Source organism: Burkholderia humptydooensis (assembly GCF_001513745.1).
Taxonomy (GTDB): Bacteria; Pseudomonadota; Gammaproteobacteria; order Burkholderiales; family Burkholderiaceae; genus Burkholderia; species Burkholderia humptydooensis.
The window spans coordinates 104,088-128,398 of record NZ_CP013381.1; the positions used below are offsets into that span (position 1 = coordinate 104,088).

Consider the following 24,311-nt stretch of genomic DNA (forward strand, 5'->3'; position numbering starts at 1 on the left):
TGCACCCCGCTTAGCCCGGCTCAGCAGAGCCGGTCTGATCGTCGAAGCTCACCGACTCGTAAGAACCGCCAAGCAGCTCGGCGCGCGGCAGTTCGGATACGTCAACGTCCATGTATGCGGGATTCCAGAAGCCAAAGCTTTCGCGGTACCGGTTCGGCTACACGTTGAATCGGATCGTGTCATCTGGATGAAGGCTCACCCTCTGCGACACGGCCTTGATCAGCAGTGGGCCGCGATTGCCGCTCGACACTGCAATGTTGGGCGGCGCCTGATGCAGCATTACCACCCGATCGGGGTGTTCGGACTCGAGCGCGCGGACCTTGGCAACGATGTCATCGAAGGTCTGTCTTGGGTTATTCAGCATGGGGGTCTCATTGATTCGGTTTCAATCGTCCTACTTCACCGTTGCCAACGGCAAAAACAACGCCAACGGGTCGTGCCTGAGAGACTGGAAGCCGAAGTGCTCGTAGAATGCCGCCGCGCCCTCATCCTTCGCATCGACGATCAAGGCGACGGCCGGGATCTCCGAGCGAGCGGCCCGCCGCAGGGCATTGACCAGCAATGCCGCGCCAAGTCCCCTCCCCCGGTACCGGTGATCGATGGCCAACCGGCCCATGCGAACCGCCGGGATCGCGGGATAGCGAGGCAGCTTGCGCGCCACATCGTGCGGCAACTCGACCAACGCGACGCTGGCGGCCGACAGCGTGTAGTAGCCAACGACGACGTTGCCGTCGAGCATGACAAAGCACGCTGCCACTCTGCGCCGGACGTCCTGTGTCACCATTTCCCGCAAGTAGCGGTCAAGCGCCAGCGTGCCACAATCAAAAGCGGCTCGATCATGGTCCGCTCCAAGAGCGGCAACCATCAGCTGCGTACCCGTCATGCGTTACGCAGCAGTTGGTCGTGGTGATCGAGTGCGCGCTGCAATGCATCCGCAGGCTTGGAGGGCGACAGAATCGCATCGGCAAAGCGCGCCGAATCCGCCACCGACAGGCGAATCACCTCAGCGTCGGAAATGGCACGTTGCGCGGCTTCGCGGGCGGCGGAAACGACGAAGTCCGACATCGTGCGCCCTTGGATCTCCGCAGCTCGGCGGATCACGGCAAGCACGTCGGTTTCGACGCGCGCCTCAAAACGGGTCGTGGCCATGGGTTATTACCTCCTGGCGCAATTGTACGGAAAATTGCCGGGCGCGTCAATCCGTACGGAAAATTGCCGGCGCACCTGCCAAATTCCCCTCAATTGGTCCCCATCGCCGCCGAGCACGCGACAGACGCGGCCTGCGTACACGATGCAGCGGGTAAGCGGCATCTCACCATCAATCGCCCACCTGGGGGTGCCCTCAAGAAATGGACTTTTTTCGTACTTTAAGACGTCACCCGGGCTGTTTTGGCGGCAACCGGCGGGTGCAGAGCCTCGACCCTTCCGCGCCCAGGACGAGACGTCGCGGCATGTGGTGGCAGGCCCGTTCGACATCGGCCGGCGATCGTGCCGACCCGCGACTCAAACAACGCACAGTGGTCGCCTCCACGAGCAGTTGTCAAATCTGGTGTATCAGCAGTCGGCGGCATGATCAGGCGGCGAGCGGTTGCTGAGCCGGTGTGCTTTCGATCACCGGGGTACCATCCTTGAAGGGAATGCCCTTCATGAGCTGTTCGATCTTGTCCACGCCGCGGATACGGCGCCACGACTGTTCAGCCGATTCGATCAGCTTGAATGCCAGACCAAGGAAGGTCGCGCGCGACAGACAGTTGCGCGTACGCGTTGTGCGATGACGTACCGTCGCAAACGTCGATTCGATCGGGTTGGTCGTTCGCAGATGCTGCCAGTGTTCAGCTGGAAAGTCGTAGAACGCGAGCAACTCGTCGCGGTCCTTCGTGACCTTCTCAGCGGCCTTGGGATATTTGGCCGAATACGTCGCAACGAACTGGTTGAACGCGACGATGGCCTCGGCTCGCGTTGCCGCATTCCAGATTTCAGACAGGGCAGCCTTGGCGCGGCCGTGCTGCGATTTCGGCAGAGCGTTGAGCACGTTGCCGATCTTGTGGAACCAGCAGCGTTGTTGCCTGGTCTGCGGGAACACTTCTTCAAGCGCCGCCCACAGGCCCATCGCGCCGTCGCCAGTAGCCAGCAGCGGGCCGGCCTGCAGCCCGCGTGCCTTCAGGTCCAGCAACAGGTCACGCCACGAATCCTTCGATTCGCGATAGCCGTCGGCGAGCGCCACGCGCTCCTTGCTCCCGTCCGGCTTCACGCCGATGATCACCAGCAGGCACTGGCCATCGGAGTCTTCGCTGCGCGCGCCGGTGTGAATGCCATCAGCCCACCAGTAGACCCAGCGCGAGCCCGACAGGTCGCGTTTGTTCCATCGCTCGAACTCGTCGGCCCATTGCGCCTTCAGGCGCACCACGACATTGGGCGAGAGGCCTTTGGCTTGTTCGCCGAGCAGCACGCTGAACGCTTCGCTCATGTCGCCGGTGGAAACACCGCGCAGGTAAAGCCACGGCAGCGCCGCGCTCACCCGGGGCGACTTGCGCACGTAGGGCGGCACGATGTTCGAGTTGAACTTCACGCCCGAGCCCGAACGGTCACGCACCTTGGGCACCTGAACCGGCACGGGCCCGACTGCCGTGACGACCTCGCGTTCGGGCAGATAGCCGTTGCGCACGATCGCGCGCCGTCCGTCCAGCGTTTTCACGTTCGAATACTGCTCGAGCAATGCCGCCAATTCCGCCTCGATCGCCTGCTGGATAATCTGCCGCGCGCCCTGCTGGATCAGGTCGTCCAGACCGGGCAGGCCCTTCACTTCCGTTGCTGCTTGACTGCCGTTTGTTTCCTGCGTACGTTTCGCCATGGTGGTGGAGTTCGGTTGCTGGGTGTTACCGTGGAAAGCAACATTTTCAGCTAACCGCCACCGCCTTCTCATTTCCCGCCGACCACCCGCCGTACACCAAATTCGACATTAGCTCCGCACCCGCAGCACGTGGTGACAAATGGTGCAAGCGAGTTCCTCGGTGAAATTTTCGGCGACAAAGGTACGCATGCTCTCAGTGCTTTTGGCGTAGCGCAGATCCCGCGGGGGCTTGCATCGAGATTGATCTGATCGCCGAAGTCTCGTGAGAGACGCAACTGCACGGACCTCGCTCCTTGCTGGAGCCGCCTTCCAGGTACGGCGGAAAAAAGACGCCGCGCTTACGAATGACCACGCGTCTCCGGTGAACAGCGCCTCGCCGTTTGCCACGGCCCCACGGGAGGCTGACCAGCTCGTGGGGCGCAGCATCTCACGCTGCGCTACATCGAAATATGGGCGAGGTGCTCTCCTGCCTGCACAGCGAGCAGGCCGCCGAGATCATGGGCTTACTCGTACGTCATCCCCCTCAGTCTCCCGAAGCACCACTCCATGGCGTTGCGTGGCGATGTCGCGGGCCGCATCGATTTCCCCCCGCATGCGGTTCGAGTCCCATCCCAACGCACGCGCCGCGACCGTCGCTGTTTCAGCCAGCACGGCATGGGTCAACTTGCCGGAGAGCGCGATCGTTGTCCGGCGCAACAGCAGATCAGCAAGATGCGTCACGGCTTCGTGCTCACATATGTACTGAATCTCCCGCACTGTGTAACTCGGCTCGCTTGCGAGCGGCGTGTCAGGTGGCCCGCCGTGCGCCGGCGAGCAAAACGCTGCAATCGCGGATGCACTCGTACCGTAACGCGAGAGCAAGGTTTCAGCTCGTTCGACCGGAACACCGCAACGCGTCGCCAGCTCGTTGATCCATGCAGCCCGATCCCCGGAGGTGCGTGGAAAATCATGGCCGCCCCCGATGGCTGCGTCACGAGTGCTCACCCTGCGTGAGCGGCCGAGGCGCTCGAGCGTGTCGTCGGCGACGGATTCGGCAAATCCCCGGAACGTTGTCCACTTGCCGCCCACCAGCGAAAGCACAGGAATCCGGGTATCGGGCAGATGATCGATGTGCACCACGTGATCGCGGCTCACCTCGCCCGGATTCGCGGCATCCGAATAGGGCAGCGGCCGCACGCCGCTGTAGCGAAACGAGATGTTCGACGCATCCACTCTCAAGCGGGGAAAGATTTCCCGCAGGGCGCCAAACATATACTCGACTTCGCTGTCCTCACAGCGGATCTCGTCGGGATCGTCGACACGGATATCTGTCGAACCGACGAGGAGGCGGTCCATAAAAGGATAAACGAGGCAGATGCGACCGTCCTTCGAGCCAAAGTAAACCATGCGGCCACACAATTGCGCATAGAGTTCCGGATGGTCCACGATCAAATGGGACCCTTTTGTCCCACCGATGTACTTTCGTTTGATACCGAGCGAGTGGTTCACGCTATCGATCCAGGCACCACTGGCATTGATGATGATCGTTGGTGTAACAGGAAAGAGCCTGTCTGACATCAGATCCCGCAACCAGACCTTCTCGTCTTCCACGTGGTCAACGGTCACATAGTTCGCCGCAGCGGCTTCCTCGCATGCGGCCAGCCCATCTGCGACCAGTTCGTAGTTCAGCCGTTCCGCCTGTGTCACCTGTGCGTCAAAATACGTCGCGGTTGCCTTGATGGCGGGATCGAGCACCGGCAGGTTTCGAAGAGAACGAGTTTTGAATGCGACATGGTGCCGCGGCATCGTCCGGTGATGGCGGCCGAGAAAATCGTAGATCGTCAACCCGAGTTTCGAAATGATCATGCCGCGGTCGGCGAGTTTCGACTTGATACCAAAAAATCGCAGCGCAGACGCGACGATGCCGCCAAAGTACGATTGAATCGGCAGTACGGTCTCCAGTGGCCGTACAAAATGCGGGGCGTTTTTCAGCAACAGGTTGCGTTCCAGGGTGGATTCGGCAACCAAGCGGAATTCACCGGTTTCAAGATACTTCAGGCCGCCGTGAATAAGCCTCGAAGGCGCAGAACTCGCACCCGAGGCGAAGTCCGCCTTGTCGATCAGCAGGCAGTCCACCTGTTGCATCGCCAGGTCACGAAACAGCCCTGCCCCATTGATGCCGCCACCAATGATCAGGACGCTGACATTGCACCGTTGGGCAAGCCGTTCGAGAAAGAATGCGCGGGATCGTTGAGTCATCGCTTGTCTTGCTGTCAATGCGCAAAGGCTGCGCGGTCGAGCGCCGGCCAAGCCGGGTTCATGCCTGTAACGAGCTGCATGTACAGCCCGTATGCCTCGGTGAGCTGGCCGTGACGTTCCGGGTCCGGCCGGTGCGTCCGCTGGATGCGGCATGCGTGCGCACATGCCTCCGGCAGGGAGGCGAACGCTCCGGTGCTGACCCCGGCACACAGCGCAGCGCCGAGCGCACTCGCCTCCTGACGTTCCGGGATATCGATCTGAATCCCAAGGGTGTCGGCGAACAACTGGGCGAGCATGGGGCTCGACGATCCTCCACCGGTCAGGCCGGCCCGCCCCGCGGGAAAAGCATTGGTCAATGCTTCGACATGGTATCTATGATTGAAGACCATGCCTTCGAGCACCGCCCGCGCCAGATGGACACGACGGTGCCAGCCGCGGATGCCGAAGAATGAAGCGCTCGCGGGCTGTTCAAAGGGCGATCCGAACAGGAATGGATGGAACATGACGGAGCTCGGCTCGGCGAATGCAGCCTGCAATTCGTCTCCGATCAGGTCGAACAGCGAGCATCCGCGTTGTGCGGCCTGTTCGACTTCGTACGTGAAAAATTCGCGCAGGAACCAGTCGACGTTGCTCGACGAGGCCGGCGAAATCGACATGTTCATCCACTGGCCGGGAGATGTGCCATTACGGCACGACCAGCGCGGATCGGTTTGCGGATGATCAGACAGGATTTCGTTGATGCTGAACGTCCCCGCCGTAATCGACAAGGTACCCGGTGCCGTGTTGCCCATGCCCACGGCGCTGGACGTGACATCATGCAACCCGCAGGCTACCGGCGTGCCCTCCTTCAGGCCGGTTTGCGCGGCAGCCTGCGCAGTGACACGCCCCGCAATCGCTGTGGGCGATACGATCTCCGGTAACGCGCGGCCAATAGACTCAAGGCCGTATAGATTCAGGACATCGCGGCTGTACTGTTGTGTACGCACATCCGTAAAGGATGAACTGGCCTCCGTTGGATCGGTCGCCGGGACGCCGGTCAGACAAAGACGAAGCCAGTCCTTGCAGAAGAGCACATGGCCAATCTTCGCGTACCGCTCGGGTTCGTTGAGCTGGATCCATTTGAGCAGACTGCACGCGGCGTACGGATACGGACGCTGCCCGGTCAACTCCTGCGCCTGTTGCAGCAGGCCGGCTTCGCCCCATTGGTCGCGAACGACGGAGGCCCGGCTGTCGAGTGAGAGAATCCCGGGGCCCAGCGCGGCACCGTCGTGGTCGACCAGATATAGGCCGTCGCCGTGGCCTGTTACGCCTATAGCTGCGATTGCGCCGGGGGGCACCGTGCTGATCTCGAGTGCATCGCGAATGGCTCCGCTTGCTGCCGCCCAAGTTTCTTCCATGTCCCGTTCGACGTGACGGGGACGGGGCTGCCGCCGTTCGACACGCCGGCATCCAACGCCCGCGGTGCGGCCACTGGTGTCAAAGATAACGGCCTTGGTCGCGGTCGAGCCGCTGTCGAGGCCCAGCAGATATTTTTCCATCACGTCCCCCATATGCTTGCAGGCACTCCGGCATCCTGGAGTGATCGCCAATCAATTTTCAGCAGAGCCGCCTTTTTGCACCGACGTCATCCAGCGAGAACAAGAATGGGCGGTGCCGCGTCTTCGGTTTCACCATGTTCGCCTTCAGGTCCGGGTTCCACGAATGCGGGCGGATCAAAGCACCGTCCTGACGCGCTCCACGATATCCAGATATCCAGTCACGTCCCAGGCAGAGCGCCCGATGAACAGCCCGTCGATATGTGTGCAGGCGGCGAATTCGGTGCAGTTGCCGCGGTTGACCGACCCGCCGTAAAGGCACGGTACACGGCGGCCCAGAATGTCTTGCGCGACCGCGATGATCTCGGCCTGGCGAGCATCGGCATAGGCGGCGCTGGCCGGTATACCGTGCTCGCCGATGGCCCAGACCGGCTCGTACGCCAGCAGCATCGGGTTCGCGTGCTGTGCCGGGCTCAATCGTGCCAACGCGCCGCGTACCTGCGTAGCCAGAACTTCGGCGGCACGCCCGCCTTCCCGATCGGCGAGTGTCTCCCCAATGCAGATCAGCGGCATCAACCCGTGGCGCATCGCTGCCTCGACCTTCAGTCCTACCGTGGCATCGGTTTCGCCAAAGTGCTCGCGTCGCTCGGAGTGGCCCAGTTCAACCAGATCCATTGCGCAATCGACCAGCATCGGCGGCGAGATTTCACCGGTCCAGGCGCCGCGGTCGGCCCAGTGCATGTTCTGTGCGCCGACCTTCACCGTGGTATGCGCGAGGATGGCCTTGACCTCACGGATCGCGGTGAAGGGCGGAATCACGAAGCGCTGCATCCGTGGGTCGTCACCGCCGGTGAGCAGGCCTTTGGCAAAAGCGCGCGCCTCTGCCAAGGTCTTGTTCATTTTCCAGCTCGTTCCGATCCAAAAAGGAGAATTAAGCATGTGTCGTCAATCGGATACACGGACTTACGCTGCTGTGGTTGGTGCCGGGGGTGCGGCTCCCCCGGCGCACGGGCGGGGACCCACCGATGTCTTTTTGCACCATGCGGGTCCGGGCCGTAGCATCACTTCGACAGCGTGAACGGCGACGTATACTTCGCCACGTTGGCCTTTGTGATCAGGACGCAGTCGAAGAGCTGCTTTTCAGAATTGGCCCCTGTTTTGCCGGTCTTCAGGAACTCATCGGCCTCCTGTACCGCCTTGACGGCAAATGTGGCAACAGGCTGCAGCACGGTGTATTGCAGATCGCCGGCATTGATAGCTGCCACCGCCGCTGGCGAGCCGTCAAACCCCCCCACCTTTACGTTCGCGAGTTTGCCCGCCTGCTTGAGGGCAGCAATCGCGCCAAGCGCCATTTCGTCATTGCCGCTGATCACGCCCGTGACGTCGGGGTGCGCTTGCAGGAGGCTCTGCATTGCATTGAACCCCTGCGTGCGATCCCAGTTGGCCACTTGAGATCCGACCTTGTTCAGAGCCGGATACTGGCTGAGCACCGATCTGTAGCCGTTGGAACGCGTGGCGGCGTTGTTGTCGGACGGCGATCCGAGCAGTTCGACATAGTTGCCTTTCGATCCGACGTCCTTCACCCATTGCTGTGCGCCAAGCGCCGCGCCCTGCGCGTTGTTGGAAACGAGCTGAGCCTTGGCCAGGCCCTCCCGATTGATCTCGGCATTAACGAGGAAAACCGGAATATTCGCGGCAACCGCTTTTTTTACTGCGCCAATGGACCCGCTCGCATTCGCGGGATCAAGAATGATTGCGACAGACTTATTGGTGATCGCAGTGTCGATCAGCTGACTCTCGGTATTGGTATCCCCTTTCGAAGCCGCGACGTGGGCCCTATATCCCAACTTCTTCGCTTCGGCGGCGGCAACGTTGCCTTCCGTGAGCCAGTAAGGGTTCGAGGGATCATTGACGATGATGGTCATGAGCCCACCGTTGGCCGCATGAGCTTGCCCAGCAAACAAGGGCGCAGCGATGGCGACGGCGGCGAGCATCAACGTTCTTTTCTTGGTTGCCATGGTAAGTCTCTCTCCTCAGTTATGGATGGCGCCGGTATCTGTATCCGGCATGCTTCTCGCGGGCCAGCGGCTCAGTTCAAGCCGAGCCGCCGCCTTGCGGCAAAGTGGGTTGGCCGGCGGTCGGCGCCGGGCGCTTGACACGGCGGCGATATTGAATGGCATTGAGCAACACGGCGAGCACGATGACTGCGCCGGTGAACACCGTTTGCCAGTAGGACGAGATTCCGAGGATCACCAGACCGTCGGACAGGAAGCCGATCACGAAGGCCCCGAGCAGGGTTCCGCGGATGTTGCCGGTTCCGCCCATCAGTGACGCGCCTCCAATGACCACGGCGGCGATCGCCGTCAACTCATAGGTCGTGCCGGCAGTCGGACCAGCCGAAGTGAGCTGCGAGGACAGGATCAATCCGGCAATGGCAGCACAGGCGCCCGAGAGCATGTAAACGCTGATCTGCACTTTTTTCACCGGGACGCCGGAGAGCTCGGCGGCGCGCGCGTTACCGCCGGAGGCGTAAAGCCAGCGACCGAAAGCCGTGCGGGCGAGCATGAGGCTGCCTATCAGCCCGATGACTGCCAGGACCAGGACGCCGATGGGGATACCGAAAAGGCGATCGAAGCCGAGCCAGTTGAACCCGGTGTTGCCCAGATCCGCCTGGCCACCAAGATTGTTGTAGGTCAGCCCGTTGGTCATCAAGAGAGCGAATCCGCGCACCACGTACATCACCCCGAGTGTGGCGACGAAGGCCGGCACTTTGAACCGCGCGATGAGCACACCGTTGATCAGGCCGATGATGGCGCCAAGCGAACAGCACAGTACCACCACGACCCAGACCGCCGGGTAGAGCACGACGCCGAACATTTTCAGCGTCACGCCCTGCATCAAGAACCCAGCGACCACACCTGAGAAGCCGAGCGTGGACCCGACCGACAGATCAATTCCGCCATCGATGACCACCAGCAGCATGCCGATTGCGAGGATGCCGTAGATGGCCACGTGCGAGGCCATCGTCAGGAAATTATCGACTGTGAAATAATTCGGCGACAAATACGAGAAGATCGCGATGATTGCGATCAGGGCAAAAAATGCACGTCCTTCGAGCATCATCTTGCCGATGCCGAAACCTCCACCGAAGTGGCCGGCGCGGTTTGGCGTGGAAGTTTTGGCGGCGGTGTTCACGTTTCAGTCTCCATTCATTTCGACGATCAGATCGCCACGGCTTCGCCTGAGGCGGCCATGATCTGGTCTTTGGTGACATCGGGGCCGAACTCTGCGGATATCTTGCCCCTGCGCATCACGACAATCCGGTGCGCGATGCTCAGACATTCACTGACTTCCGAGGTGGAAAACACCACAACCAATCCTTGCGTGGCGCTCTCGCTGAGCAAGCGAAAGACCTCGGCCTTGGCACCAATGTCGATGCCTCGGCTGGGTTCGTCGAGCAGAATGACTTTCGGGCGCGTGGCGAGCATTTTGCCGATTACGACTTTTTGCTGGTTGCCGCCGGACAAAGATCCGATCGGTGCGTCAGGGCCTGCCGTCTTGACGCGAACATTTCGGATCGACTGATCGACGAGTGCGCGCTCCCCTGTGAAGGACAGCAGGAATCCCTTGACGAAGGTGCCGATGCTCGCCAGCGACAAGTTGGCGCCAACGCTCATGGTCTGCACCAGCCCATCACGCTGGCGATCCTCCGGCACCAGCACGAGGCCCTTCGCGATACGCTCGGCGATGCTCAGGGACGCAATATCGTCGCCTTCCAGAAGGACCTTTCCACCGATCGTCGGAACGCGCCCGGCGATGGCCTCAAGCAGTTCCGTGCGCCCTGCGCCCATCAGCCCGTAGATGCATACGATCTCGCCTGCGCGCACGTCGAGCGACAATTCATCGACCACGGGAACGTCGGATTCAGAGTCGTCGGCGACGCTGACCTCCTTGATAGCCAGCGCTACGTCGCCGAACGCGTAGCCTGTCGGCGGTGCGCCGAGGTCGAAGTTCGCTCCGACCATGTTGCGCACGATCCATGCGAGGTCGATGTCATTGGCTTCGGCCGTGGCGGTGATTCTGCCGTCGCGCAAAACCACGGCGTAGTCAGTGATTTGCAGTGCCTCTTCAAGATGATGCGAGATATAGACAATCGATACGCCACGACTCGTCAGATCGCGGATCACCTTGAACAGCACCTCGACCTCGGAGGCGCTCAACGCCGAAGTCGGCTCATCCATGATGAGGATGCGCGATCGAACGGAGAGCGCGCGGGCGATTTCGACGACCTGCTGCTGGCCGAGGCGCAAGTCATGGACCAGCGTCATCGGGTCGATATCCTCCTCGAGTTCGGCCATCAGCGCCCGCGCCTGCCTCGCCTCTTCAGCAAAGTCGACGCCGGTCGACGTGTGCAGTTCGCGGCCCATGAAGATGTTGTCGCGCACATTGAGATTGGGCGCGAGGCTCAACTCCTGATGAATGATCGAGATGCCGTGTTCGCGTGCCTCGTTCGAGGATGAAAACGTCACACGCTCCCCATCGACTTCGATAGTTCCCGACGTCGGCGCCTCCACCCCCGCCAGAATCTTCATCAATGTCGATTTGCCGGCACCGTTTTCGCCGAACAAGGTCGTGACCTTGCCGCGATGGATGTCAAAGTTGACGCCATTCAGGGCATGCACGCCGCCATACGATTTGACGATGTCGCGCGCCGAAAGCAGTACATTGCCGGCCGCGGCTTGGGTTCGGGGCGCGGTCGTCATTTCACTTCCAGCTTGACCGGGGTCACGAGCCAGCCGTTCGGATTGATCAGTTGGAAGGCGCCGACGACCGAGATGGTCTTGCCCGCCAGCTTGCTGGTATCGATTTTCGACAAGACCGCTTTTTTCATCTCCCCGTTGATCGCGTATCCAGCATTCTGATAATCGATCTGGTTGGTGAATTGCCCAAAACTGATTGTGCCCGTGGCATCGCGCAGATCAGTGCCGTTGATTGCCGGGCCGGTCTGCACGCGGATGCTGACCGAGTCGGGCACGCCCGGCACCTTGACGAAATAGATACCGGAATCCTCGTTACCCGCAACGCCGGTGAACTTGACCGACATTTCGGGGCCGATGCCGCCACCGGCCACGCCGTACTGCTTGCCGGCGGCGTCCTGGTCCTTTGCAATTGCCGCGGCCAGGATGTCGGCGCTAATAGCGCGGGCCTCGATTGCCGCCTGTGTTTTTGGAAACTGCGCCGCGCCGAACGCGTCGGAATCGAAAGCCGCAGTTTGCTTATCGGCTGCTGACCCAATCTTCACGACCTTGGTGCTCAAGGCCATCCCCGCGGTCAAACACAGCAACAGCGCCGCGGCGATGCCCGCGCGCATACCGTGACGGGAGCGATGATTCCTCGCTGGGACGATTGTGCTCATGGGAATGTCTCCTGTACTTTATTTATGAGCCACAGAAATGCTAAGTGGCTGTGCCGAACTGCGCTGCGATGTCCTCGGTCGACGTCGCGTTCGACTGGCCGCGCGTGGCGTCTTCGAGGCTCACAATGGATTGCGCGATCGCTTCCGTCGTGGCGAGCGTATTGATAGCGCCGGTCCGCAACGCGCCCAAGACTGCGGTGGTTTTCGTATTCTCGCTGGCTACCGCAATGACGTTCGGAATTTGCCTCAGTTCATCGAGACTCAGGCCAATGACGCGATCCTGCACTGGCGTGACAACCGGGCGACCGCCAATGCCGATGAAGTGGTAACCCATCACGTCGCCGACTGCACCGAGGTGCCGCAGTTCGGCGATCTCATCCGACGCGAACCAGCCGGCGCGGACCATATTGCTGTCTTCATTGATGTTGCCGATCCCGACCAATGCAACATGAGCCCGGCGAGCCTTGTCGAGCGTCGACTTGACCGCATCGTTGTTGAGCAGCTCCTCCCTGACCTGCAAGCCGCGCACCAACGCCGGGGCATAGAGCGTTTCGCTGGCGCCGCCGAAGCGAATCGCGAGTTGCCGGCTGATATGGTCAGGATTCATCGTCTCGCCGCCTCGGTAGAACCCCCCGATCGCACAGACGAAGGTGGCCGAACGCTGCGTCGACGAGATCGCATGTTCCGCAATGGCATTGATGTTTCGGCCCATCCCCACGGCGACGATCGTGTTGTTGGCCAGGATCCGGTCGAGATGGCTCGCGACGAGACCGGCGAGCAACTCGCGCTGCTTGTCCTGATCCTTGTGGTTGACGGAAATGATCGCCTTTTTGATGTTGAAGCGCTGGATCAGATCGCGTTCCAGGTCGCGCGTGTCGCGAGGGTGGTGACGAACGCGAATTTCGACAATACCCTCGTCCTGAGCGCGTTTCAAAAGGCGTCCAATCTTGGCGCGGGACAGCGAAAACTGCTTCGACAAATCCTCCTGGGTAAGTCCGTCTACATAGTAAAGCGTCGCAAGACGAGTCAGTTCGTCGGTAGTCACGGTTTTACCCTCCATCCACTAGGCGCTCAAACGCAAGCGTTCGGATTGTTGCGGTTCTCCTGGTGGTTATCCTCATATTCCCTGATGAGATTCACCTTCGGAATGGAGCGCCCACCGTCGAAGTGAGCCCCGAGCCACTTGTCGACGATTGCCTTGGCGAGTTCCGGACCGACAACGCGAGCACCGATCGTAATGATTTGCGCATCATTGCTCTTGCTTGCGCGGTCCGCAGAATAAGTGTCGTGGCACTGCGCCGCCCGAATACTGCGGACTTTATTGGCGGCAATCGCCATACCGATCCCCGTGCCGCATAGCAGAACCGCCCGCTCGTATTCGCCTGCGGCAACCTTCTCTGCAACCGCGAACGCAATATTCGGGTAGTGGACAGGTTCAGCTTCGTAAGTGCCGAAGTCCGTAACGTCGACTCCCAGCTTCAAGAGATGCTGCTTGATGATTTCCTTCAGTTCGAACGCGGCTTCATCGCAGCCGATTGCCAGCTTCATAGCTTGCCTCATCAACTAGTCACATAAGTTCGATCGCGAGTTTGCACAAGCGCTCACTATTGAACAAATTCTCCGCCCAAAGATTTGAGGTGTCAAGGCATCGGCTGCGGCATACGGGATTGCCCTCAGACACGTTCTGGACCAACTTCATGCCTAGGTTCAGGGCTCTCTGCGTTTGCGCCGATGCGGGTTAACCATAAATCAGCGCCGATTGACACCCAGGCCACACCTACCTAACATGCATTTCACATGAACGGATGAACACGCTTGAGCAAATGTCATGCACGGTAGACGGCGTTCTTCGAAATGCCCGCCCGTGCAGCGCAGGCGGAACAGCGCTCGAGGAAGCGTAGGGATCACTGCATCAAAGGCTCAATTGAGGAGCCGGATGATGGCAATGCGGCAGGTGTCCATTTCACGCATCACGACGTGAGAGCGTGACTGACGCAGTGATCCACAAAGCGCGGTGAATTGTTAGCTGGTCCGAACTGAACGGCTCTACTTATTATTATTGGTGGAATTGTCATGAACAGCACAAGTGAATCCATGCTGGCGGTCGTCTGCCACGCGCCGCAAGACTATCGGCTCGAAAAGGTGAAAAGGCCTACCGCCGGGCCGAACGAGGTGATCATAAAGATCGCGTCGTGCGGCATCTGCGCGGGCGATTGCAAAGGTTGGGACGGCGCCGCGCGATTCTGGGGCGACGAAAGCAAGGCGAAAGCCCCGTATATCAAGGCCCCCGTTGTCGCGGGTCACGAATTCTGGGGATATGTCGTGGAACTGGGCGAAGGCGCGGCCGAGCATCACAACGTCGCCATTGGCGACCGGGTGATCGCCGAGCAGATCGTCCCGTGCGGAAAATGCCGCTATTGCAAGGGCGGCCACCGCTGGATGTGCGAGGTTCACGATGTCTACGGCTTCCAGCGCGAGGTGGCTGACGGCGGCATGGCCGAATACATGCGCCTGTCGGCCCGCGCAGTCATTCACAAGATCGACGATCGCGTATCACTGGAGGACGCCGCGGTCATCGAACCGCTGTCGTGCTCCATTCATGCCGTCAACCGTGCGGATATCGGCTTCGAGGATGTTGTCGTGATCGCGGGCGCCGGCACGTTAGGCCTGTTGATGATTCAAGCCGCGCAACTGAGGACGCCGAAGAAGCTCATTGCCATCGATATGGTGGACGAGCGTCTCGCACTTGCGAAGCAGTACGGCGCGGACATCGTCCTCAATCCGAAGAAGGACAATGTCGACGCGATCGTTCGCCAGCACACGGGCGGCTATGGCTGCGACGTCTATATAGAGACGACGGGCGTGCCAGCCGGCGTGACGCAGGGCCTGCAGATCATTCGCAAGATGGGCCGCTTCGTCGAATTCAGCGTCTTTGGTCGCGACACGACGGTCGACTGGTCGATCATTGGCGAGGAAAAGGAACTCGACCTGCGAGGCGCGCACCTGAGCGGCGACTGTTACCCCGTCGCGATCGATCTGCTCGCACGAGGACTCATTACGTCGACAGGCATTGTTACCCACACATTCAAATTGTCTGATTGGGACGAAGCGCTGCAGCTTGCCAACTCCCTCGATTCCATCAAGGTACTGCTGATCCCCTGAGTCAACGCGGCGAGGCAAACGCGTATCGTACATAAAGGAATGGAATGAATCGCGTCATCAATAACCCGGATCTCGTAGTCGAAGACATGCTGCGCGGCATTCTTGCGGCACATCCGGAACTGCACGCGGCACCCGGCAATCCGCGTGTCGTGTCGCACGTCGGTGCGCACCAGGATAGGCGCGTGGGCATCGTCACCGGGGGCGGGTCTGGGCACGAACCGGCATTCCTCGGATATGTCGGGCCCAACCTCGTGGATGCGGTCGCCATCGGCGAGATTTTTTCTTCGCCGACCGCCAAGTCGTTCTTCGATGCGTTCAAGGCTGCCAACAGCGGCGCCGGCGTCGCGTGTCTCTATGGCAACTACGCCGGCGACAACATGAACGTGAAAATGGCGATCAAGATGGCGGAGCGTGAAGGCATTCGCGTGCGGACCGTCGTGGCGAACGACGACGCCGCTTCCGCACCGCCGGACGAACTCGACAAGCGGCGCGGCGTCGCCGGCGAGATCGTGATGTGGAAAGTCGGCGGTGCACGCGCCGCACAGGGCGCGTCGCTCGACGACGTGATCTCCAGTGCCCGCAAGGCGGTCGATGCGACGCGTTCAATCGGTATCGGTCTGTCGGCCTGCACGATTCCGGCGGTCGGCAAGGCGAATTTCACGATCAACGACGGTGAGATGGAGGTCGGCATCGGCCATCACGGCGAGCCGGGGATTCTCGTGCAGAAGACGGTCCCGGCAAAAGATATGGCGAAGCTGATGCTGGACAAGCTGCTGCCTGACCTGCCCTTCTCGCGTGGAGACAAGGTGTCAGTGCTGCTGTCCGGCCTGGGCGCGACGCCGCTCATGGAGCAGTACATCCTTTACGGTGAGGTTGCCGACTACCTGCGCGAAGCCGGTATCGGAATCGAATTCTCGTTTGTCGGCAATCTGTTCACGTCGCTCGAGATGATGGGTGTGACGTTGACGCTGACGAAGCTCGACGACGAACTGCGAGCATGCCTCGCTTACCCCTGTAACAGCATCGGATTGAAAGTAGGAGACGCATGATGACTGATTCCGTCGAGTTGGCGGACGCTGGCGGGATCGTGGTCGATCTCATCGAGACCATCAACGCCAACCGTCAATACCTGAGCGAGGTCGACGGCGCCATCGGTGATGGCGATCACGGCATCAACATGAGCAAAGGGTTCACGCAGTGCGGCGAACGCATCGCCGCCCGTGGCGCGGTGCCGTCGCTGCCGGTAGCGTTGAGCGACCTGTCCGATTCGCTGATGGAAGGGATAGGCGGCTCGATGGGACCGCTGTACGGCACATTCTTCCTCGGTATCAGCGACACGCTGGCGAAGCGCACCGATCTCGACAAGGAGGCGTTCTATCGCGCGCTCGATGCCGGCATCGCGGCCGTGCATGAGATCGGCGACGCGAAAGTCGGCGACAAGACGCTGATCGATACGCTCGTACCGGCACGCAGTGCCTATCAGGCCGCGCTGGACCAGGGGAAGACCTTCCGGGCATGCCTGGCCGCGATGACCGCAGCCGCAGAGGCCGGCATGAACTCGACCCGTGAATTGCGGGCCCGCATCGGCCGCGCCAGCCGGCTTGGCGATCGTTCGATCGGGGTGCTCGATGCCGGCGCCTGCTCGTGTTTTCTCATTCTGCGCAGCATGGGCGAATCGATCACCCGGCTGCTGGGGTAGTCCGCGCTGACGGCCGCTGATCCGGCGAGTACGCAGCAGAACTCATTTCCCGATCTTCACCTAGGCCGAGGTCGTCGTTGAAGATCCGGGCTCATCATTCAGATATCGAAACTATCCATCATGTCTTACGCCGAACCGACTCGAGCGGAACTTGCGAACGCGATTCGCTTTCTTGCCATTGACGCGGTACAGGCCGCGAATTCCGGGCATCCTGGAATGCCGATGGGGATGGCTGACATTGCCGAGGTCCTGTGGCGAAAGTATCTGAAGCATGATCCGGCTGCCCCAGGATGGGTGAATCGGGATCGGTTCGTGCTGTCGAATGGTCACGGCTCGATGCTGCTTTACGCTCTGCTTCATCTGACGGGGTACACGCTGCCGATCGAAGAACTGAAGCATTTCCGCCAATGGAAATCGATGACGCCCGGACATCCGGAGCGAGGCCTGACGCCGGGCGTCGAAACGACCACGGGGCCTCTTGGCCAGGGGATCGCGAATGCCGTCGGCATGGCGCTGGCGGAACGGTTGCTGGCGAACGAGTTCAACGAGCCGGGCTTCGATATCGTCGATCACTATACTTACGCGTTCCTCGGCGATGGATGCCTAATGGAAGGCGTGTCCCATGAGGCGTGTTCGCTCGCTGGGGCCTGGGGGCTCGGGAAGCTAATCGCGTTCTACGACGACAACGGAATATCGATCGACGGGCGCGTCGACGACTGGTTCACCGACGAAACGCCAGCGCGCTTTCGCGCCTACGGCTGGCATGTGGTGGAGAACGTCGACGGCCACGATCCGATCGAGATCGAACGCGCGATCGATGCCGCACGCGCCGAGCGGGAGCGGCCGACCCTCATCTGTTGCAAAACGGCGATCGGGCGTGGGTCGCCGAATCGGGAGGGCACCCACGAGGTGCACGGCACCCCATTGGGTACGGCGGAAATCCAGGCGACGCGGGAAAATCTCAACTGGCCGTTTGCGCCGTTCGAGATTCCGAATGCGTTCCGTCAAGCGTGGGACGCACGTCCCACGGGCCGCGAAAACAATCTCGCCTGGCACAGGCTTTTCGAGGCTTACCGAACGCACCATCCCGAGAAGGCCGATCGATTCGAAACGCGCATGCACGCCCCTGGCGGAGAACGTTCGGCCACGGCGATCGCTGATCTCTTGGCAAAGAGTGAATGGTTCGAGCAGAAAATGGCGACCCGAAAGGCGTCGCAGAAGTGTCTCGAACACTTGGTTGCGCAACTGCCGGAACTGCTGGGTGGATCGGCCGATCTGTCGCCGTCGAATTTGACGAAGGTCCCTGCTTCGCGGGCGGCAACACCTGCGCATCGGGATGCCACCGCGAACTATATTCACTACGGGGTGCGGGAATTCGGCATGACGGCGATCATGAACGGCGTTGCCCTCCACGGCGGTTTCGTGCCGTACGGCGGGACGTTCCTCGTCTTTTCCGATTACGCAAAAAATGCACTTCGCATGGCAGCACTGATGAATCTGCAATGCATCTATGTCTTCACCCACGATTCGATTGGACTCGGCGAGGATGGGCCGACGCATCAGCCGATCGAACAGGCGGCGATGTTACGAATGATCCCGGGGATGAATGTCTGGCGGCCAGCGGACGCGACCGAAACGGCGTTTGCATGGGCCGCGGCACTCGAGTCGACTCATGCGCCCACCGCGCTGCTGCTTTCCCGGCAGAACCTGACGCCGCTTGCCCGTACAGAGCAGGCACGCTCAGATATTCGGCGAGGCGGATACATCCTGTCCGAAGCCACGGGCGGCGCGCCGGACGTCGTGCTGATTGCGACAGGGTCGGAGGTCGAACTTGCATTGAAGGCTCAGGCCGAACTTAAGCAGAATAGAATCAACGCGCGTGTCGTATCGATGCCGTCGAATACCATGTTCGATGCCCAACCAGCGGCATACCGCCATACCACCCTGCCACCTCGGGTTCGGCGAATCGCGGTCGAGGCGGCGGCCGGCGACTATTGGCGGAAATACGTCGGCTTGAGCGGCGCGGTAGTGGGGCTCTCGCATTTCGGCGAATCAGCGTCTGCCGAAGTGCTGTACGAGGAGTTCGGCATCACAGTGCCGGCCATCGTCGAAGTGGCGCGCCGCGTGGTGGAGGCGGTGGGGGAAGTGGTTGATTGAGCCGTGCTCGTGCACGGTGCCGCAAACGCTTTTCCGAGCTGCATAAGCGTAAATTCAGCGTAAGCCGCAGGCTGCATCGATACCTGCAGCTCTCCAAGGTGAGTGCGGAAGGCGTCGCGCTGAGCCAAACAAACATTTATGGAATCAAGATGGCGCTAATCTCCCTTCGGCAGCTGCTCGATCATGCTGCTGAATACGGTTATGGCGTGCCCGCGTTCAACGTCAACAACCTCGAACAAGTCCAGGCCATCATGCAGGCGGCATCGGCCTGCGCTAGCCCGGTCATCATGCAGGCGTCTTCGGGGGCGCGCAAATACGCCGGCGAGGCTTTCCTTCGGCATCTCGTCGAAGCGGCGATAGAAGCCTATCCGGACATTCCGGTAGTGATGAACCAGGATCATGGAGCGTCGCCGGCCGTCTGCCAGGCGGCAATCCGCAGCGGCTTCAGCAGCGTGATGATGGACGGCTCGCTGATGTCCGATATGAAAACCGTCGCCACCTACGCCTACAACATCGAGGTGACACGCACCGTGGTTGAAATGGCGCATTCGGTCGGCGTCTCGGTCGAAGGCGAACTGGGGTGCCTCGGCTCGCTCGAGTCCGGTATGGCCGGTGGGGAGGACGGATCGGGCGCCGAGGGCTTTCTGGAGCGCGATGCGCTGCTGACCGATCCGGAACAGGCTGCCGACTTCGTGGCGCAAACCGGCGTCGACGCATTGGCGATCGCGATCGGCACATCGCACGGTGCTTACAAGTTTTCGCGCGTGCCAACCGGCGACATCCTCGCGATCGACCGGATCAAGGATATCCATCGTCGGGTGCCCAACACGCATCTGGTGATGCACGGGTCGAGTTCGGTGCCGCAGGAATGGCTGCAGACGATTCGGGAATTCGGTGGCGACATTCGCGAGACGTATGGCGTGCCTGTCGAAGAGATTGGCGAAGGCATCCGCCACGGCGTGCGGAAGATCAATATCGACACGGACATTCGCCTTGCGATGACGGGCGCGATACGCCGCACGCTCGCGCTGAAGTCTGCCGAGTTCGACGTTCGGCGATTCCTCGCCGACGCGCTCGTCGCAGCGCGCGATTTGTGCCGTTCCCGCTTCGAAGCGTTCGGCAGTGCCGGGCAGGCCTCGAGAATCAAGCCGCTTGCGTTACAAGTGCTGGTCAAGCAATATGGCTACTGATACCCAACCAGATATCGGGGCGCGGGGCCGTCAGTGGCTCGTGAGCTGACCGTGGCGCTGATGGGACAACTGCAATGAAGACACAGGTGTTGGTGATCTTTGGCGGAACCGGGGATCTTGCCATGCGCAAGCTGCTGCCCGCCTTGTATCGCAATCATAGGGAAAGCGCACTTCCGGACGAGATGCGGATCATCGCAATCGGGCGAGAAAGGCTCGAGCGTCACGCGTACGTGACGAGAGTAAAGGAGGCATTGCGCCTCTTTGCCCCCCCCGACGCCGATTTGGACGATCCGAATTGGACGACGTTCTCGTCGCGACTCGATTTCATTCAGGTGAACGCATTGACGCCCGACGATTACGATCGTCTGGCGAAGGCCGTGAGGGGACTGGCGAAGCCGGCCAGCATCTTCTATCTGGCGACGCCTTCCGATCTGTTCGTGCCGATCTGCAGAGAATTGCAGCGGGCCGGCCTGGTGACAGCCGCGTCGCGGGTCGTGCTCGAGAAGCCGCTGGGGCACGATTTGCAGTCCGCGCAACGAATCAATCGCGAGGTTGGCGCGGTTTTCAATGAATGCCAGATCTACCGGATCGATCACTACCTTGGCAAGGAGGCGGTTCAAAACCTGTTCGCATTGCGATTCGGCAACGGAATATTCGAACCGCTGTGGAATCGCGACGGCATTCGCGACGTGCGAATCGCGATCGCCGAACAGGTCGGCGTCGAGACGCGCGGTGCCTTCTACGAGCGCAACGGCGCGATGCGGGACATGGTGCAGAATCACCTGCTTCAGCTTCTGTGCATCCTGGCGATGGAGCCGCCACTGAGTCTCGACGCGGACGCGGTGCGCGACGAGAAGCTCAAGGTCTTGCGTGCACTCAAGCCGCTGACGCCGGATGACGTCGCACGACAAACCGTGCGGGGGCAATACACCGCCGGTGAGATGTACGGCACGGCGGTGGCCGGCTACCTGGACGAGTCGAACATCGAGGCGGGCAGCCGCACCGAAACGTTCGTCGCGCTGAAGGCGGAGCTGAACAACTGGCGTTGGGCTGGCGTGCCGTTCTATCTGTACACCGGAAAGCGCCTGGAGTCCCGTGTCGCGGAAGTGGTGGTGAATTTTCGCGACGTGCCGCACTCCGTGTTCGGCTCGCCGGTCGCCGCGCCTGGGAACAATCGACTCGTGATCCGATTGCAGCCGGATGAGAGCCTCAAGCTCGACTTGATGACAAAAACACCGGGGGATGAGATGAGGATTCGGCCCGTCAGTTTGAATCTCGAATTTTCCTCAGCATTTGGGGCACGGCGCCGTGACGCTTATGAGCGCCTCGTGCTCGATGTGATCCGAGGGAGGCTGACGCTCTTCATGCGAGGGGATGAGCTCGATGCCGCGTGGCAATGGGTCGATCCGATCATTCAGGCCTGGCAAACGCAAGATCGTCCAGAGCCCTATGCGGCGGGCAGCGCGGGCCCGGCATCCGCGCTGTATTCGCTGATCGAGCGCCGCGCCTGCTCGCGCGTGGCGAAGCGTTGATGATAGACCAGTTCGTTCTTCAACGTTCCCCAGAAGGATTCGATCGGGGCGTTGTCGTAGCAATTGCCGCGGCGGCTCATCGACGCCCGCATGTCGAACTGGCTCACGAGCGCTTGATAGGCCAACGCACAATATTGCGACCCGCGATCGGTGTGGTGACAGAGGGTGTACCGGCTGGCCAAAGAGAAGCCCGGGCACTACCGGGCCGACGACCTAAGCGGCAATGGTGCGGCGCTCGTTGGTGGGCGGTGGAATCCGCGTGGCATGCGCGCGCTCTACACGTGCTGTCACGCGTCGACCGCCGTGCTGGAAGCGCTCGTCCATATGGCCGGGTTGTTGCCCAAGGGCGGCTATTTTCTGGTGACGCTGGAGGTCCCGGACGCTGCCTATGAGGCAGCGCTCGCGCCGGCGCTGCCGGATGACTGGGCCGAACTGACACGCACACCCGATTCGACGGCCGAGATCGGCCGCCAATGGCTCGAGGCGGGCGACCACCTCGCGATGCGCGTGCCTTCCGTGGTCTGTCCGACGGACTTCAACCTGCTGCTGAATCCGATGCATCCGGACATGGCGCAAGTCCAGGTCGTCGACAAAGCATTGTTTGCGATGGACCCGCGGCTTTTCGCGGCCTCGGCCAGGGGATGATCCATCGGAAGGAGTGTGAATCGCGATCCGATGCTCATTCCAGACAGTTCGGCCGCCCCCTCCGATCGGACTGCCGCATGCCGCACAATTGACGACGTTCGCTGGGGGAGCTGATTTTCGCGACGACACGGGCTCACGCGCAAGCGGCCGACAACGGACTTGCTTATCCTTGACCATTTCGTCCGCCTTGGCGAGCGATACCCGGCCCCCATCCTTGTCACGGGGGCCCTATTCCAATCATCAGGGCAGTTTCGCTTTGACGCGCTTGGCTGGTCGGCGCCCAGTTTGACCGCGTAATTGCGCTGCCTGCTCGCCAGCCGCCCTCGCCTCCGTTCTCGCGCGCTCGACCTCAGCCTCGGCGCGTTCGATGCGCATCCGCGCATCTTCAAGCCGCGCACTCAAATCCACCTTCTGCGCGTTGAGTACGGCGACTGATTGCTCGGCCGCAATGCGCGCTCGACGTTCACATTGACCACCATCGCAGCCGATGCTGCACCCGGATCCATGTGTCCGATGCTGCGTTCACCGAGACGCGAAGACCGCCCCCTGGTCGCGACCATCGCGATCGTGGACCCGGCGCCTGCCGTTGCCGCGTCGCCCGCGCGTGTCATGATCTCGCGCACCGGCAAGCCCGCCGCCACGCCGTGCTCGATCGCCGCCGCAGCGGGCACCCAGGCATCGACCATGGTCTTTTCGCCGACTTCGGCCCGGCCACGCGAGCGGATGCCTTCGGCCATTGCAATGATCAGGCCCGGCGCCTCGTTCAGCGGCAACGCCTGGCGCGCCCCGGCAACCTTGGCCGCGCACATGAACGCCGTGGCATAAAGCGGTCCCGACGAAGCGCCAACCGCGTTCAGAAAAGCCTTGGCCGCCGCGTTCAACTGATCCGCGAGCGTGGCTTCCGCCGACAGCGCCCCGATCGCTTTCGAGGCTGCGGTAAAGCCCTGCTCCATCGCGATACCGTGGTCCGCGTCACCGATCACGCCATCGAGCCGGCAAAGTTCGTCGCGCGCCTTTGCAATGGCGTCCGCGAGTTCGCGGAAGAGGCGTGCCATATCGGCGGTCGTCAGCGCGGGCGTCATGCGATCCTTTGCTGAAACATCGCGCATTCGCACGGGTGATCGATGAGGCGCCGAAGTTCGTCGTCTAGGTGCATCACGGTGATCGACGCACCCGCCATTTCGAGCGACGTGCAAAGCGGTCCGACCAGCGTACGATGCACCACGAGTCCCGCTTCCTTCAGCCGCTGCGCAACGCGGCGGTTGAGGATGTATAGCTCCATGAGCGGCGTGGAACCGAGCGAGTTCACGAGTACGGCTACGCGATCGCCTTTTGCGGCGCTCATCTCGGCGAGGATTGCGTCCATGATTTCGTCGGTGATGTCGCCGGCCGTGCGCAGCGCCTCGCGACGCATTCCCGGCTCGCCGTGAATGCCCATGCCGATTTCCATTTCACCAGGCGCGATTTCGAAGTTGGACGACGCGTTTGTGGCAGCGAGCACGGCGCGAGCGCCACCCCCATCGTGTAGGTGCGCGCATTGGCATGCCGTACATGAACAGCACGCCTGCGCCGCCATGCGTGGCGAGCGCGGCATCCACGACCGGTTGCGGCGGCGGCGACGCGAAGACGTTGCCGATCACCGCCGCATCGGCTAGCCCCTTGCCGACGAAGCCCAGAAACGTCGGCTCATGGCCCGATCCGCCGCCGATGACGAGCGCCACCTTGCCGGCGCGCGGCCCGTTGCGCGCGATGATCGCGCGCGGCGCGCTGTCGTTGCGCGTCAACAGATCGCCGTGGGCGGCCATGATGCCTTCCAGCATCTCGTCGACGGCGGCGTCGCCGGCGTTGATGAGTTTCTGCGTCCTCGTGCCGTGCATCGTCTGATC

General features: G+C 61.4%; 21 protein-coding genes and 3 pseudogenes. 8 read left to right on the plus strand and 16 right to left on the minus strand.

Annotation, left to right across the window (positions count from 1 at the left end; all coding sequences use genetic code 11):
* Positions 1-157 precede the first annotated feature (157 nt).
* From AQ610_RS18755 to AQ610_RS18770, 4 genes are all read right to left on the minus strand, one after another.
* Entirely contained in the window at positions 158-364 is a 207-nt protein-coding gene (locus AQ610_RS18755) for a hypothetical protein (protein WP_009912473.1), read from the minus strand.
* A gap of 30 nt (positions 365-394) precedes the next feature.
* The gene (locus AQ610_RS18760; RefSeq protein WP_009912472.1) at positions 395-883 is read right to left on the minus strand and encodes a GNAT family N-acetyltransferase; all 489 of its coding nucleotides are present in this window, start codon (positions 881-883) and stop codon (positions 395-397) included.
* Positions 880-1,149: a type II toxin-antitoxin system TacA family antitoxin gene (locus AQ610_RS18765; RefSeq protein WP_009912471.1), complete on the minus strand. Its 270-nt coding sequence runs from the start codon at positions 1,147-1,149 to the stop codon at positions 880-882. The genes AQ610_RS18760 and AQ610_RS18765 overlap by 4 nt, the downstream gene beginning before the upstream one ends.
* Before the next feature lie 424 nt (positions 1,150-1,573).
* Positions 1,574-2,851, minus strand: coding sequence for an IS256 family transposase (locus AQ610_RS18770; protein WP_006026243.1), 1,278 nt, complete (start codon positions 2,849-2,851; stop codon positions 1,574-1,576).
* 99 nt (positions 2,852-2,950) lie between these two features.
* Between AQ610_RS18770 and AQ610_RS37475 the strand changes: the two are divergent.
* Positions 2,951-3,117, plus strand: a pseudogene (locus AQ610_RS37475) (RidA family protein); the annotation flags it as partial.
* 229 nt (positions 3,118-3,346) lie between these two features.
* Here the strand turns inward: AQ610_RS37475 and AQ610_RS18775 are convergent.
* The 9 genes from AQ610_RS18775 to rpiB form a co-directional block, all read right to left on the minus strand.
* Positions 3,347-5,089, minus strand: coding sequence for a glycerol-3-phosphate dehydrogenase/oxidase (locus AQ610_RS18775; RefSeq protein ID WP_006029171.1), 1,743 nt, complete (start codon positions 5,087-5,089; stop codon positions 3,347-3,349).
* Positions 5,090-5,103: 14 nt separating this feature from the next.
* A complete protein-coding gene (locus tag AQ610_RS18780) occupies positions 5,104-6,639 on the minus strand; it encodes an FGGY-family carbohydrate kinase (protein WP_006029170.1) in 1,536 nt (511 codons plus the stop codon).
* 162 nt (positions 6,640-6,801) lie between these two features.
* Positions 6,802-7,563 (minus strand): triose-phosphate isomerase, encoded by a 762-nt coding sequence (locus AQ610_RS18785; RefSeq protein WP_043283244.1) that lies wholly within the window; start codon positions 7,561-7,563, stop codon positions 6,802-6,804.
* A gap of 122 nt (positions 7,564-7,685) precedes the next feature.
* On the minus strand, positions 7,686-8,642 hold the full coding sequence (locus AQ610_RS18790) for a D-ribose ABC transporter substrate-binding protein (protein WP_009917202.1): 957 nt from the start codon (positions 8,640-8,642) through the stop codon (positions 7,686-7,688).
* Between the two features lie 76 nt (positions 8,643-8,718).
* Complete coding sequence (locus AQ610_RS18795) at positions 8,719-9,819, minus strand: ABC transporter permease (RefSeq protein ID WP_009917201.1); 1,101 nt, start codon at positions 9,817-9,819, stop codon at positions 8,719-8,721.
* A gap of 26 nt (positions 9,820-9,845) precedes the next feature.
* The gene (locus AQ610_RS18800; protein WP_006029166.1) at positions 9,846-11,387 is read right to left on the minus strand and encodes a sugar ABC transporter ATP-binding protein; all 1,542 of its coding nucleotides are present in this window, start codon (positions 11,385-11,387) and stop codon (positions 9,846-9,848) included.
* Entirely contained in the window at positions 11,384-11,995 is a 612-nt protein-coding gene (locus AQ610_RS18805) for a DUF2291 family protein (RefSeq protein ID WP_006029165.1), read from the minus strand. The genes AQ610_RS18800 and AQ610_RS18805 overlap by 4 nt, the downstream gene beginning before the upstream one ends.
* Positions 11,996-12,080: 85 nt before the next feature.
* Positions 12,081-13,100 carry a sugar-binding transcriptional regulator gene (locus tag AQ610_RS18810; protein WP_009917199.1) on the minus strand — a complete coding sequence of 340 codons (1,020 nt, stop codon included), beginning with the start codon at positions 13,098-13,100 and terminating at the stop codon, positions 12,081-12,083.
* A gap of 11 nt (positions 13,101-13,111) precedes the next feature.
* Complete coding sequence (gene rpiB, locus AQ610_RS18815; RefSeq protein WP_006029163.1) at positions 13,112-13,588, minus strand: ribose 5-phosphate isomerase B; 477 nt, start codon at positions 13,586-13,588, stop codon at positions 13,112-13,114.
* A 546-nt stretch (positions 13,589-14,134) separates the two neighbouring features.
* On the opposite strand from rpiB, the gene AQ610_RS18820 reads away from it, so the two are divergent.
* The 6 genes from AQ610_RS18820 (at position 14,135) to zwf (ending at position 21,780) form a co-directional block, all read left to right on the plus strand.
* Positions 14,135-15,202, plus strand: coding sequence for an alcohol dehydrogenase catalytic domain-containing protein (locus AQ610_RS18820; protein ID WP_006029162.1), 1,068 nt, complete (start codon positions 14,135-14,137; stop codon positions 15,200-15,202).
* A gap of 44 nt (positions 15,203-15,246) precedes the next feature.
* Positions 15,247-16,251, plus strand: coding sequence for a dihydroxyacetone kinase subunit DhaK (locus tag AQ610_RS18825; RefSeq protein ID WP_006029161.1), 1,005 nt, complete (start codon positions 15,247-15,249; stop codon positions 16,249-16,251).
* Positions 16,251-16,901, plus strand: a complete 651-nt coding sequence (gene dhaL / locus AQ610_RS18830) for a dihydroxyacetone kinase subunit DhaL (protein WP_009917196.1) — start codon at positions 16,251-16,253, stop codon at positions 16,899-16,901. The genes AQ610_RS18825 and dhaL (AQ610_RS18830) overlap by 1 nt, the downstream gene beginning before the upstream one ends.
* 120 nt (positions 16,902-17,021) lie before the next feature.
* Entirely contained in the window at positions 17,022-19,058 is a 2,037-nt protein-coding gene (gene tkt / locus AQ610_RS18835; RefSeq protein ID WP_006029159.1) for a transketolase, read from the plus strand.
* A 149-nt stretch (positions 19,059-19,207) separates the two neighbouring features.
* Complete coding sequence (gene fba / locus AQ610_RS18840; protein WP_009917194.1) at positions 19,208-20,248, plus strand: class II fructose-bisphosphate aldolase; 1,041 nt, start codon at positions 19,208-19,210, stop codon at positions 20,246-20,248.
* Positions 20,249-20,322: 74 nt separating this feature from the next.
* A complete protein-coding gene (gene zwf, locus AQ610_RS18845; RefSeq protein WP_043283240.1) occupies positions 20,323-21,780 on the plus strand; it encodes a glucose-6-phosphate dehydrogenase in 1,458 nt (485 codons plus the stop codon).
* On the opposite strand, the pseudogene AQ610_RS34110 reads toward zwf, so the two are convergent.
* Positions 21,732-21,944: pseudogene (locus AQ610_RS34110) on the minus strand (integrase core domain-containing protein); the annotation flags it as partial. The gene zwf and the pseudogene AQ610_RS34110 sit on opposite strands and share 49 nt — an antisense overlap.
* Position 21,945: 1 nt before the next feature.
* Between AQ610_RS34110 and AQ610_RS18850 the strand changes: the two are divergent.
* A complete protein-coding gene (locus tag AQ610_RS18850; protein ID WP_043283237.1) occupies positions 21,946-22,425 on the plus strand; it encodes an RES family NAD+ phosphorylase in 480 nt (159 codons plus the stop codon).
* A 398-nt stretch (positions 22,426-22,823) separates the two neighbouring features.
* Here the strand turns inward: AQ610_RS18850 and dhaL (AQ610_RS18855) are convergent, their stop codons facing one another.
* Both dhaL (AQ610_RS18855) and AQ610_RS18860 read right to left on the minus strand, forming a co-directional pair.
* Positions 22,824-23,507, minus strand: coding sequence for a dihydroxyacetone kinase subunit DhaL (gene dhaL, locus AQ610_RS18855; RefSeq protein ID WP_009917190.1), 684 nt, complete (start codon positions 23,505-23,507; stop codon positions 22,824-22,826).
* Positions 23,504-24,302 (minus strand): annotated as a pseudogene (locus AQ610_RS18860) (dihydroxyacetone kinase subunit DhaK). Before AQ610_RS18860 ends, dhaL (AQ610_RS18855) begins: the two are co-directional and overlap by 4 nt.
* Between the last annotated feature and the right edge of the window lie 9 nt (positions 24,303-24,311).

Coding starts and splice junctions, on each gene's coding strand:
- AQ610_RS18765 (WP_009912471.1), bottom strand. CDS start 1,149: ATGGCCACGACCCGTTTTGAGGCGCGCGTCGAAACCGACGTGCTTGCC.
- AQ610_RS18780 (WP_006029170.1), bottom strand. CDS start 6,639: ATGGGGGACGTGATGGAAAAATATCTGCTGGGCCTCGACAGCGGCTCG.
- AQ610_RS18760 (WP_009912472.1), bottom strand. CDS start 883: ATGACGGGTACGCAGCTGATGGTTGCCGCTCTTGGAGCGGACCATGAT.
- tkt (WP_006029159.1), top strand. CDS start 17,022: ATGTCTTACGCCGAACCGACTCGAGCGGAACTTGCGAACGCGATTCGC.
- dhaL (WP_009917190.1), bottom strand. CDS start 23,507: ATGACGCCCGCGCTGACGACCGCCGATATGGCACGCCTCTTCCGCGAA.
- fba (WP_009917194.1), top strand. CDS start 19,208: ATGGCGCTAATCTCCCTTCGGCAGCTGCTCGATCATGCTGCTGAATAC.
- rpiB (WP_006029163.1), bottom strand. CDS start 13,588: ATGAAGCTGGCAATCGGCTGCGATGAAGCCGCGTTCGAACTGAAGGAA.
- AQ610_RS18805 (WP_006029165.1), bottom strand. CDS start 11,995: ATGCGCGCGGGCATCGCCGCGGCGCTGTTGCTGTGTTTGACCGCGGGG.
- AQ610_RS18785 (WP_043283244.1), bottom strand. CDS start 7,563: ATGCTTAATTCTCCTTTTTGGATCGGAACGAGCTGGAAAATGAACAAG.
- AQ610_RS18770 (WP_006026243.1), bottom strand. CDS start 2,851: ATGGCGAAACGTACGCAGGAAACAAACGGCAGTCAAGCAGCAACGGAA.
- zwf (WP_043283240.1), top strand. CDS start 20,323: ATGAAGACACAGGTGTTGGTGATCTTTGGCGGAACCGGGGATCTTGCC.
- AQ610_RS18755 (WP_009912473.1), bottom strand. CDS start 364: ATGCTGAATAACCCAAGACAGACCTTCGATGACATCGTTGCCAAGGTC.
- AQ610_RS18825 (WP_006029161.1), top strand. CDS start 15,247: ATGAATCGCGTCATCAATAACCCGGATCTCGTAGTCGAAGACATGCTG.
- dhaL (WP_009917196.1), top strand. CDS start 16,251: ATGACTGATTCCGTCGAGTTGGCGGACGCTGGCGGGATCGTGGTCGAT.
- AQ610_RS18790 (WP_009917202.1), bottom strand. CDS start 8,642: ATGGCAACCAAGAAAAGAACGTTGATGCTCGCCGCCGTCGCCATCGCT.
- AQ610_RS18800 (WP_006029166.1), bottom strand. CDS start 11,387: ATGACGACCGCGCCCCGAACCCAAGCCGCGGCCGGCAATGTACTGCTT.
- AQ610_RS18820 (WP_006029162.1), top strand. CDS start 14,135: ATGCTGGCGGTCGTCTGCCACGCGCCGCAAGACTATCGGCTCGAAAAG.
- AQ610_RS18810 (WP_009917199.1), bottom strand. CDS start 13,100: ATGGAGGGTAAAACCGTGACTACCGACGAACTGACTCGTCTTGCGACG.
- AQ610_RS18775 (WP_006029171.1), bottom strand. CDS start 5,089: ATGACTCAACGATCCCGCGCATTCTTTCTCGAACGGCTTGCCCAACGG.